General features: G+C 57.4%; 5 protein-coding genes and 1 pseudogene. 5 read left to right on the top strand and 1 reads right to left on the bottom strand.

What is annotated here, in order from left to right:
• Nucleotides 1-37: 37 nt before the first annotated feature.
• A pseudogene (locus AC26AR_RS06145) lies at nucleotides 38-1249 on the bottom strand (NAD(P)-binding domain-containing protein); the annotation flags it as partial.
• A gap of 427 nt (nucleotides 1250-1676) precedes the next feature.
• Here AC26AR_RS06145 and AC26AR_RS06140 point away from each other — a divergent pair.
• The 5 genes from AC26AR_RS06140 (at nucleotide 1677) to AC26AR_RS06120 (ending at nucleotide 11838) form a co-directional block, all read left to right on the top strand.
• On the top strand, nucleotides 1677-3728 hold the full coding sequence (locus tag AC26AR_RS06140; protein ID WP_488107744.1) for a sigma-54-dependent Fis family transcriptional regulator: 2052 nt from the start codon (nucleotides 1677-1679) through the stop codon (nucleotides 3726-3728).
• Nucleotides 3729-4262: 534 nt separating this feature from the next.
• Nucleotides 4263-5252 carry a DUF1852 domain-containing protein gene (locus AC26AR_RS06135; RefSeq protein ID WP_488107743.1) on the top strand — a complete coding sequence of 330 codons (990 nt, stop codon included), beginning with the start codon at nucleotides 4263-4265 and terminating at the stop codon, nucleotides 5250-5252.
• A gap of 95 nt (nucleotides 5253-5347) precedes the next feature.
• Nucleotides 5348-6382, top strand: coding sequence for a methionine synthase (locus tag AC26AR_RS06130; protein ID WP_488107742.1), 1035 nt, complete (start codon nucleotides 5348-5350; stop codon nucleotides 6380-6382).
• A 290-nt stretch (nucleotides 6383-6672) separates the two neighbouring features.
• Nucleotides 6673-7194, top strand: a complete 522-nt coding sequence (locus AC26AR_RS06125) for a flavin reductase family protein (RefSeq protein WP_488107741.1) — start codon at nucleotides 6673-6675, stop codon at nucleotides 7192-7194.
• Nucleotides 7195-7755: 561 nt separating this feature from the next.
• Nucleotides 7756-11838 (top strand): KAP family P-loop NTPase fold protein, encoded by a 4083-nt coding sequence (locus AC26AR_RS06120; RefSeq protein ID WP_488107740.1) that lies wholly within the window; start codon nucleotides 7756-7758, stop codon nucleotides 11836-11838.
• The last annotated feature ends 53 nt before the right edge of the window (nucleotides 11839-11891 follow it).

The raw sequence follows: 11891 nt of genomic DNA, 5'->3' as shown, positions 1-11891 counted from the left end.
AAAGCCAGAACCACTTCATGTGCCAACTATGTTGACAGATTCCGTAGGGAATCGAGGCAAAGATCAGGTCCGCCTTATGGTGGTCGATGCCGTTTTGCACCGCCTGCTCGGAATAGAGCGGCCCCAGCGCCTCTTCCATCAAAGAGTTGGACTTCACCACATGCGTGGAGGAGCGCTGCAGCATGGTCACGTCTGCATCGTGCTCCCACAGCGCGGCGCAGATATCGTGAGCGGAATTGTTGGCACCCACCACGACGACCTTCTTGCCACGATAGGCATCCGGCCCCGGGTGCTGGCTGGAGTGCTGCTGCTCACCTTCAAAGGTCTCGGCCCCCGGAAAATGCGGCATGTTGGGCATGCCTGACATGCCCGTGGCCAGCACCAACTGCTTGGGCCGCAAGGTCACGGGCTTGCCGTCGCGCACCACCTCGATCACCCACTCACCGCTTGCCTCCTCGAAGTGCGCACTCTCACAGGTCGTGGAGTTCCAGTAATTGAGCTCCATGATCTTGGTGTACATCTCCAGCCAGTCCGCGACCTTGTCCTTGGGCGCGAACACCGGCCAGTTTGCCGGGAAGGGGATGTAGGGCATGTGGTCGTACCACACCGGATCATGCAGACACAGGGACTTGTAGCGATTGCGCCAGGCATCGCCCGCACGCGGATTCTTGTCGATCACGATGGTCGGCACATCCATCTGTCTGAGCCTTGCGGCCAGCCCGATGCCGCCCTGACCGCCACCGATGATCACGCAATACGGCTGGCGCTCGTAGCCCAGCTCAGCCTCTTCGCGCTGACGCGACTCAAGCCAGGTCTCACGTTGCTTGTTGGCACCATGCTCGGCGCCCTTGGGCCGTTGCATACCCAGCGGCTCGGGGAATTCCTTGAGTTCGCGCATGGCGGTCAACAGTGTCCAGCAGCGCCCTTCCTTCAGGCGCAACAAGCCCTTGCCGCGTGCATCGGCGGTCTCGAAGGTGAACCAGGCTTCGACGATGCCGCCGGCCTCACTGGCCTCACCATCCAGTTGCCAGCGAGAGGGAGCGACATGCTCGAGGGTCGCCGCGAGCATCGACTGGATCTCGTCCTTGCCCTCTGAGGTCTTGATATTCCAGGTGAAGGCGATCAAATCGCGCCAGTAGCATTCCTCGCCAAACAACGAGAGAACCCGGGCGATATCGCGCTGAGTCAGGGAGGACTCGAAATCATCGAGCCATTGCTGAGCGATCTGAGTTGGCGTGCGTGCGGTCATGGCGTCTCTCCGCGTGTTGTTGGATGTTGTAGTCACGCCTTCCATCCAAGGCATCAAGCATGCCAGCTTCGTCATGCACGACTGACAAAGCTCGTAAGCACCTGTCGTGAATGACAAAAATACGCCACTACCGAATCACCTCCCTCCTCGCCTCGCTGGGCATTCCACCTTCCTCGTGACAACTGTACGCCGTACGCCTGACACGAGGCGTTACACCTGTAACGCCCCGACCAAGGATGCAGGACAGGGTGATTGACGCTCCCGCCACACCGCATACGCTTGAAGGAGCACACGCCGCTTTTGCTATAGACGCTGTCGTGACAAGCGCGATTGCCATCGCCAATATCAAAAGAGCCATCGCCACTTTCACAAGCGCCATAGCCACAATCAAAAGAGCCGTCTCGAGACGGCCAGCGCCGAGGCAGCCATGATCCGTCAACTCGACACGATGCCGTCCGACAAGCGGCAGCATATCCAGACCCTGATGCAACTCGGCGAAGGCCGCGACGCCTTCCCCGAGACTCAGCGCGACGTCATCCGTCGCTCCTGGCAGCGCTGTCTGGAGGAATATCAGCTCGACCCCAGCCGCCCTCGCCCGGTCCGCGTTCTTACCCAGCAGGCGCTGCGTGATCATCAGGAATCGGCGGATGAGCTACTGCACGTGGCGCGTGCCGGTGTCGAGCGGCTCTATAGCCAGATCGCAGAACATGGCTATGCGCTGATCCTCACCGATCAACGTGGCATCGCGGTAGATTTTCGGGGTCAACGTGATCAGTTAAGTGAGCTGCGGCGCGCGGGTCTCTATCTCGGATCGGATTGGAACGAGCGCTATGCCGGCACCTCGGCGGCGGGCACCTGTCTGCACGATGGCGCAGCCGTCACCTGCCACCAGCGAGAGCACTTCGATGCTACCCACATCGACCTGACCTGTACGGCGGCCCCCATCACCGATCCCCAGGGCCGTGTAATCGCCGCCCTCGACATCTCGGCGCTGAAGTCGCCCCGCCCGCAGGAGAGCCAGACCTTTGCGCTCTCCCTCGTCACCCTGCATGCCCGCATGATCGAGGATGCCTACTTCCTGCATCGCTATCGGGATTGCCTAATCCTGCGCTTCGACACGGCGCGGGAATTCGTGCACCTGAATGGTCGTGGCCTGTTTGCCATTCAGGAAGATGGCAAGGTGGTCGCCGCCAACCACGAAGGCCGACGCCTGATCGATGCACATCTGGAGCGCTGGCCTCCGTGGACGGTCTCCACCCTGCCCGCCGTCACGCAGCTATTCGATGGGGAGCTCAATGAGCTGTTGAGCATTCCGCATGCAAGCCGGGATCAGATTCGCGCCTTCCGTCTGCGGGCGGACGACGCCACCGTCTTCGTGACGCTGATCGAGCCGCGCGGCTATCCGGTGAAGGCTATCCCCACCGTCAGCCAGCAGGATGACCCGGTGCCCGAGCTGGACCAGCTCGCGGGAGATGACCCTTCCATGCACCGGCTGCTCAAGCTGGCGCGCCGCATGCGCCATGAGAACGTAAGCATTCTGATTCGTGGCGAGACAGGGACCGGCAAGGAAGTGTTGGCGCGGGCGCTGCATGACAGCGGGCCACGCGCCAAGGCACCCTTCGTAGCGGTGAACTGCGCCGCCATTCCGGAATCGCTGATTGAAAGTGAGCTCTTCGGCTATCTGCCGGGCGCCTTCACGGGAGGAAGGCCCAAGGGCATGCGCGGCCTGATCCAACAAGCCGACGGCGGCACGTTATTTCTGGATGAGATCGGCGACATGCCGCTGCCGCTCCAGTCGCGCCTGTTGCGCGTACTTGCCGAGCGGGAGGTGTCGCCACTGGGGGCCGAGACGCCCATCAAGGTAGATATTCGCGTCATCACTGCCACGCATCGTGATGTCACGGAGCTGATCGCCAGCGGACAATTCCGCGAAGACCTCTACTACCGACTCAATGGCGCCGAACTTCTGCTACCTGCACTGCGTGAGCGTGCCGATCACCACTACCTCATTCGCAAGCTGCATGCGGAGCTGCAAGCCGAACGCGATCAGTCACTCCACCTGCGCGCTGACGCCATCAGTGCGCTGTTGAGTCATCACTGGCCGGGCAACATACGCCAACTGCGCAATGCAATTGCCTTCGCGATGGCCACCGCGGAAGGTGATGAAATCACCCTGCATGACCTGCCGGAGGTCTGCCAGGCCAACACCGGCAGCGCCCACGGGACAACCAGTCCGCTTGCCGCTGCCTCCCCCTTTGCCTCCAGTGCTACCTCGCCCCCGCCCTCTCCAGCCCCCACGTCTGCTGGGCCTGATGCAGGGACTGATGCGGACGCCAGCGAACTGCTCGAGCTGTTACGGCACACGAACTGGAACGTCAGCCAGGTCGCCCGCCAACTCGGCGTCTCGCGGCCCACCATCTATCGCCGCATGCGCCGCCACGGCCTGGTGGCACCCAATCATCAGCCGCTCGCCTCATGAACCAGCTGCATCTTCATGGCCGAGTGTGAAGAGCATGAAGAGTGCATGAGGATGTTGTGCTCTGAAGCGTCAGGTGCTTGCCACACACGCTGGCCCGAGCGGAAGTTCGGGCCAGCGTGTGTGTTTCTCCATTCTTTCCCCTCTTCCCCCTCTGACCTACTCCTCGCGTCAACGTCTCTGCCGCTCACGTTGCGCGTTTGCTGAGCCCGCCTCTCCCCGCTCGATTCGCCGACTTTCACCGCGCCAGACATGACGCCCACTCTCATCATGAATCGCACTCAACTTGAACATTAAAAAATCCAGTTTGTCTCATGGAGTCAGGCACTAGATACTCACCTGCATCAGATCGTTGATGAAGACTTCCCATGACGCTGCACTTCACAGCCAACACATGGAACGTGATGGCGAGCAGCGTGCCCTCCCGGCATGGATGCGTTCTCACAGAGAGCAACCCGCTCACGAGACGCCTGAAAGATCACGGGAAGATGTCGACGACACAGTGAATTTTCTCTCTCAGGATCAGGGTGAACGACCATGAGCAACGAATTCGGTTTCAGCATCAACAGTCTACGCTTCGACGAGAACTACATTCCGGCGGAAAACACCCGCCTGACCACCAACTTCGCCAACCTGGCGCGCGGTGAGAGCCGTCAGCAGAACCTGCGCAGCACGCTGAACATGATCAACAACCGATTCAATGCGCTGGCCAACTGGGACAACCCCAAGGGCGATCGTTACTCCGTCGAGCTGGACATCATCTCCGTCGAGCTGAACATCGATGCGGCACGTTCCGACAATGCCCTGCCGATCATCGAGATCCTGCAGACCACCATCGTCGACCACCAGACGAATCAGCGCATTGACGGTGTGACCGGCAACAACTTCTCGTCCTACGTGCGTGATTATGACTTTAGTGTGCGCCTGCTGGAGCACAACAAGGGCAAGGAGTCCTTCAGCGTGCCGGAGCAGTTCGGCGTGCTGCACGGCAATCTGTTCCAGGCCTTCGTGGATTCTGCTGCCTACAAGGAATGCTTCAAGAAGCCGCCGGTCATCTGCATCAGTGTGTCGACCACCAAGACCTACCAGCAGACCGAGAACGTGCACCCGATCCTCGGGGTGGAATATCGCCAGGATGATGATTCCCTGACCGATGCGTACTTCAGCAAGATGGGCCTGAAGGTGCGTTACTTCATGCCGCCGGGCAGCGTTGCGCCGCTGGCCTTCTATCACACCGGCGACCTGCTCAACGATTACAGCAATCTGGAACTGATCAGCACCATCAGCACCATGGACACCTTCCAGAAGATCTATCGTCCCGAGGTCTACAACGCCAATTCCGTGGCCGGCAAATCCTATCAGGCGAGCCTGAAGCAGCAGGACCATTCACTGACGCGCATCGTGTACGACCGCGAAGAGCGCAGTCAGCTCGCCATCGAGCAGGGCAAGTTCGTGGAAGAGAGCTTCATCAAGCCTTACCAGAGCCTGCTCGAGCAGTGGTCCGCCAACTGGTCCGCCAACCAATAAATCCCTCATCGGTCAGCTCACTGATCCGCAAACAGCGCGCTGACCGACGAACGACTTCCGCTATCTGAACCATTCCAAGGACAAGGTTATTCATCATGACGAGATTACTCCCGACCTCCACCGCTGGCAGCCTGCCGAAACCGTCCTGGCTCGCCGAACCGGAGGTCCTCTGGTCCCCCTGGAAACTCGAAGGTGAGGCACTGATCGCGGGCAAGCAGGATGCCCTGCGCGTCTCCCTGCAGGAGCAGCAACACGCCGGGATCGATATCGTCAGCGATGGCGAGCAATCGCGTCAGCACTTCGTCACCACCTTCATCGAGCACCTCAATGGTGTGGATTTCGAGAAGCGCGAAACCGTCAAGATCCGTGATCGCTACGAAGCCAGCGTGCCGTCCGTTGTCGGCCCGGTCTCCCGCCAGAAGCCGGTGTTCGTCGAAGATGCCAAGTTCCTGCGCTCGCAGACCGATCAGCCGATCAAGTGGGCACTGCCTGGCCCGATGACCATGGTCGACACCCTCTTCGATGGCCATTATAAGAGCCGCGAGAAGCTGGCATGGGAATTCGCCAAGATCCTCAACGAGGAAGCCAAGGAACTCGAAGCGGCAGGCGTCGACATCATCCAGTTCGATGAACCGGCCTTCAACGTGTTCTTCGATGAAGTGAATGAATGGGGTATCGCCACGCTGGAGCGTGCGATCGAAGGCCTCAAGTGCGAGACCGCCATCCATATCTGTTACGGCTACGGCATCAAGGCCAACACCGACTGGAAGAACACCCTGGGCTCCGAATGGCGCCAGTACGAAGAAGCCTTCCCCAAGCTTCAGCAATCCAACATCGATATCGTCTCGCTGGAATGCCACAACTCCCACGTGCCGATGGAGCTGATCGAGCTGATCCGTGGCAAGAAGGTCATGGTCGGCGCCATCGATGTCGCCAACAACACCATCGAGACACCGGAAGAAGTCGCCGAGACCCTGCGCAAGGCGCTTAAGTTCGTGGATGCCGACAAGCTCTACCCCTGCACCAACTGCGGCATGGCCCCGCTCTCTCGTGAAGTCGCCCGCGGCAAGCTGCAGGCACTGAGCGCCGGCGCCGCCATCGTACGCAAGGAACTCGAAGCGCAGCGCTGATCGCTTGGCGAAACTCTGAACTGGCCAAAGTACAGCGCGGGGCAAGACACAGCACTGACAGATAGCGCCAAGCGAGTTGCGACCCGAGTTGGCCCGACGATAGTGCTCGAGAGTGGAAGCAGCTGCGGCTGATACCGCCGCAAACAAAAATGGCCATCGTGAAGGATTCACGACGGCCATTTTTTCATCACTCTCACTCTTGTCACCCAAGCACCCAGTCCCGCGCTATCGCTGCAGCCCCTCCCCTCACGGCTGACTATTACCACCTCCCCATTCTTCCAGGATCTGCCATGTCACTCTCCGATATTGAAACCAAAGCTGACACCACCATCGACCCCGCCAGTTTCCGTGAAGCCCTCGGCCACTTCGCCTCCGGCATCACTATCATTACCACCCAGGTCGACGATGAGCCGATCGGCTTTACCTGCCAGTCGTTCTACAGCGTCTCGATGAACCCGCCTCTGGTCTCCTTCAGCGTCAAGGCCAGTTCCTTCAGCTACCCGAAAATTCGCCAGGCTGAGCGCTTCGCCGTCAACATTCTCTCCAGCGAGCAAAGCCATGTCTCTAACCAGTTCGCCATGCGTGGCGCGGACAAATGGCAAGGCATCGACTGGCAGCTCTCTCCTCACGGCAACCCTGTCATCAATGACAGCCTGCACTGGCTCGACTGCGAGATTCACGCTGAGCACCCTGCAGGTGACCACCTAATCGTGATCGGGGAAGTGAAGGGACTTAATCTGGATGTTACGGGGTCCGCGCGGCCATTGTTGTATTTCAAGGGGACGTACGGGGGCTTGGCTGGGGGAGAATAAGACTGGAGAAAACTGGTCGGCTGAATCCTTTAGGATCAGACTAGGGGATTATGAGTTAGCTTTTAAAACAATAAGCGACTGATACACAAGGAAAAGCAACCGTAATCGAGCGAAAGGTACAGTTCTTTTTAATCAGTAGCTTAGCGAAGGTTGAGGATAGCACACGAAACTGGTGTGTGTACCGCTGGAGTACCCTTGATGCTACCGCAGCCACCTTTCATTCGAGTAATGCACCTAGATACGCCGATCAATTCGCTGGAACAAGCCGGGGTCGTCATCAATCGCTGCGGATCCTGTACTACATCAAAGAACGGCCGCATGAGTCCCTAGGCTATGTGGCGCCCCAAACATACCCAGCATTAGCCGCTTAGGGTGTGCAGAACCTAAGGAGTATTACAGACCAGGGAAAGCCTGAAACATTCCCTTCCACCGTTGCAGCATAGACACGGTGGAAGAGAGCATGATACCTAAAGAAGGATTAGCTGCTCAGACACAATCGAGAATAATTATTACTAGCGGTACGTACAGCAATCAGCAGGGTTCCTATCAGAAAGGGGTAGCATGACTGACCATCGATTACACACAACACAGATGCCCGCATACCTGGACAAGGAGGTGTCATCGGCTGATCACGACAAATTTGGCCATGCTCACCTTGCGACAGCTTTGCGGGGGCTTGTTGAAGATGAAAAGCACCGCCCTCCCTATTCCATCGGCCTGCTCGGCAAGTGGGGAACCGGGAAGTCCACCGTCAAAAGCCTTTATCTCGATCACCTTAGCACTGACGAGACGACAAATGGCGCTAAAGTTAAGCGCCGGAATCGTATCCACACGATCACATTCAATGCTTGGAAATATGGCGGAGAGAGTGATATCCGAAAGTCACTTTTCCGCCACATTTTTCTTGAAATCGGTGGCACGCATGGAGAAGCCGACCGCCATCTATTCAAGACTGTTTCGTCGACTGAATCCCAGCGGAGAACCTTAAAGGAAGTACTGTCAGATTTTGTGGATCAGTACGCCCTTGGCTTACTTGTCGTCGGCGTCTTTGCCGCCCTTTTCGTAGCCCTTTTGTCGCTGATGGCGTGGGGATTCGGATTCGATGATCCGGCCACCGCCGCTGCCAGCCTCCTTGCTTCCTCAGGTATCGTCGGTGTGCTTGCACAGAAGTACTTTTCTAGTCTGCCAATGCTATCTGCACGGACTCCGGTCAACATAACCTCATCCCCGATCCAAACTATTGAGGAATTCGAAGAGCTCTTTCTCACCCAAATCCGAAAATTCAAGAAAGGTGATAAAAATAACGTCCGGCGTATTGTCGTCTTCATCGACGACCTCGACCGCCTCACCGCCGACGAAATGGTAAGCGGGCTTGACGGCATTCGCAGCCTGATTGAAATGGCCTCGCATGAAATGCCCGGTGACATTGGCATCGTCTTTGTTATCTCATGCGACGAAGAGCGCGTAGCCGACGCCCTGAGCAAGCGGCGCGCCACGGCTGATCTTCCCGCAGCGGTCTCGAATATTCAGGACGCGCGCCGTTATCTTGATCGGATTTTCCAGTTCCGCCTGGAAATTCCCCCCTTCCCCAAGCGGGACATGCGCAGCTTTGCACTCGGCTTGCTGGAAACTGAATACCCGGCTTTGCTTGCCGATCTCAAGGAGCGAGGGATCGATCTGCAAGAACTTGTGGACAGGATGATACACCCGGCTGTGCAAAGCCCGCGCAATGCCATTCAAATCGTCAATCTGTTCGCGCAATCCTGGTGGCTCAGCACCCTGCGCGAACGCAGTGCTGTCGGTGCCGACAATCCGGGCGGGCTGGGAGAGGGTGTGGTTACGAAGAACCCGCTCACACTTGCCATCATATGTGTGATCAGAACCGACTTTCCTGATTTCTATCAGGTTCTTCAAAAGAACCCGCGAGTATTCGATTATTTCATTGACAGGTTCATTCGACCGGAACCCTTGCAACCCTTACCAGCAGAAGTCCACGAACAGCTCGCAGAGTTTTCAGCAAACCATTCAAGCGAAGGCGAGGAAAAGCAGGACGGCCGCTGGGACGTAAAGCCACAGCACCGCGGCCTTCGCCAGTTTATGTCGCATATTCAGGACATCCGACGCCCTTACAGCCTTCAGCCCCTGCTTACTCTCTCCCAAGACCCGGTATCGCGGCAGCATGGCGACAAGGCGGTGCCCATCGAAGAGGCGCTACGAACCTCGGATGTGGTCGCGCTCCTGGATGCGGCTGGCCTTACAGGAAGCACGGGAACTTTCCCGCCTGATTTTGGTGCCCTGCTTGCCGACCTTATTGATGATCTGCGTTCCGAGACACCCACCATACAGGACAACGCCGCCTTTACCGTTGCTCAACTTGACGAGAGGATTCCCGAGAATGACAAGCGACGCATCCTGGGGCTTGCCGTGCGGCGCGCCGCAGACAGCGAACACCTGCGCTGGCGTCTCGGTCCGTCCAAACTACATGCCCTAGCGCCTTATGCAGAGAACGAGGAATTGCGTGCACTGGGTCGAGCGGTAATCGAAGATATAACGGCTGAGCCCACAAACATCCGGCTGCCAAGCCTTGAAGCGCCAAGCTTACGGGAAGGCCGTGATCTTACTCAGTCCGCAGCCGACCTTGTCATTACCCTTATGCAGCAGGCCAATCTGCCGCCACAGTCTCAATCTGCTTTTGGCCAGTGGCTGCTACACCGCACGGTAAAGATTACAGGACAATCAGACCAGCTATCGCTGACCTGGCTCGAGGAGAAGCTGGCCGCCCACGAAGATATCCTGCTTCCCTTATTGCGCGAAGACTATCCAGAGGTCATCGCAGAAGAATTCAGCAAGGACGATCCAGAGGCCCTCGATCTGGCCACTGTGACCGAGCGTCTCGATGCTATCTTCACATATTTCTTCGATCGAGGAACGCAGACACGAGAAAGGTTGTGGAAACACCTTTCTGATTTCGCCGCTTTACCTGAGCCATCTTTTGTAGCACTTGTTTTCTCGAAATTCGCCGACTGGCATGATTACGCCGATGCTAACGCGGCCCAGTACACCTTTTCGACTATGTGTGCCCGCCTTGTCCACTATGAGCAAGATGCCGATTCGTGGCCTCTCAATGACGAACAGGCACTGCGCGGTATTCTTACCGATCTCGCCGAAGCACATGGGGTATTTGACGATGACAGCATCGCGTACCTGGTTCAGCTTGCCAAGGAATGGTCCAAACCTTCCCGGCAGGCTGCCACCAGCGCATCCAGACTGTATACGGTTCTCGAGAATGCCGATCCCGCACAATGGACAGCACTAAGTCAGGACTGGGCTAAGCGTTATTTTGCGGACCTGCCGACCCCATGTCAGCAGGTCCTCCTTGTCACCGTCAACAGCGAGGATGCTCCTGACGAACCTCGCACATCCCTGGCTTCTACCATCGCACCTTTGCGTGGCCCCAAGCCTCTGAACGAGCACATAATTGAGGCACTTTCCCGCCTCCTCTCCACACTAGACAAATCGATCCTTGAGGCCAGCCCATTTTCAGAGCAGCTTGGACAATTCATTGACGAAACTGTAAATCAAGTTTCGCAGAATCCTGGTGATCACCTTATTTCAAAAATGGAGGCACTCGGCGGAACCCTGGAAAAGCTGTCGGCTAACAAGGCTCAGCAGTTACTCAACAGCTTCGCTCAATTGCAGTCACATCCGACAACCCTGGCCGGCGTATATGATGTTATGCACGAACGATGGCCGCTTCCGGCTGCTGAAGGTGGTTTCGACTATGCGGCCCAAGAGCTGTTCAACGCCGGGATCGATGCATTCCCCTATGTTGAGAAATCTGGAAACGAAGCCGCCGATTTTCTTGAGAGCCTCGACAGCCTCCACCATCGTGCCCGCCTTGACCAGTCAGACAACGAAGATAACCTCGTCGCCTGCGCCTACAAGCTATGGGCATACGATCCCGAAGTAAGCGAGATGCTTTGCCGCCGCCATCCCGAGGCCGAGCGTACTCCTGAGCAGTTCACAGAGCTGGTCGAAACGATGGTCGAAGACGATGATGGTGATGCGGACCGCTCACGAGCTGCACTTGTGCAGGAAATCAGGTGCAGCGCTGCGGAAGGTGTACAAGCAGCAACTATGAGCCTTCTCGCACAGCCGCCACAGGAAGCCAATGGTTGCCCGGACCCAGTTTTGGCGCTATGGGCCAATGCAGTATCAGAGCATGATCCTCAACCGTTACTCGACGCGCTTATCAGCGAAAGTACGAACGATGAGCAGGCCGTCCGCCTCTATCACCGTATCCATGAGAATATCAAGCATATCTCTGAGAAGCAGTTCATCACTCTCCTCCAGCAGATCCTGTCCGTGCAAGAAGGCAGAGAGAAGACAGCGGATGCCCTTGTCAGGAGTCTGGAGGATCTTACGGCAGAACAATTCAAAACCGATGATCAACACCGGGCGCTTTGCGAGGGCGTGCTGTCTGTTTTTTCCGAGGTTACGAAGCTCGATAGAAAGGCTCATCTAGCCAAGGTTTGTACTCCGCTCGGTCTTAAAAACGTCGTACTGGATGCTGGGTACACAGACAGCATGTCGGACGATGACTTGCAAATTATTGAGCAGTTCACCGGAAAAATAAGGAAGTAGCCTCGACCAAACTATTTACTCTTATGAGAGGCCGACCCTGAAATACACGCCTC

Source organism: Cobetia sp. PS-4MA (assembly GCF_057670765.1).
Note: the sequence above shows the minus strand (reverse complement) of the source record. Positions and strands in the feature narration are given on the sequence as shown.

What these genes read in the sequence shown, in the direction of transcription:
- AC26AR_RS06140 (WP_488107744.1), top strand. Translation starts at nt 1,677, where the DNA reads ATGATCCGTCAACTCGACACGATGCCGTCCGACAAGCGGCAGCATATC.
- AC26AR_RS06135 (WP_488107743.1), top strand. Translation starts at nt 4,263, where the DNA reads ATGAGCAACGAATTCGGTTTCAGCATCAACAGTCTACGCTTCGACGAG.
- AC26AR_RS06120 (WP_488107740.1), top strand. Translation starts at nt 7,756, where the DNA reads ATGACTGACCATCGATTACACACAACACAGATGCCCGCATACCTGGAC.
- AC26AR_RS06125 (WP_488107741.1), top strand. Translation starts at nt 6,673, where the DNA reads ATGTCACTCTCCGATATTGAAACCAAAGCTGACACCACCATCGACCCC.
- AC26AR_RS06130 (WP_488107742.1), top strand. Translation starts at nt 5,348, where the DNA reads ATGACGAGATTACTCCCGACCTCCACCGCTGGCAGCCTGCCGAAACCG.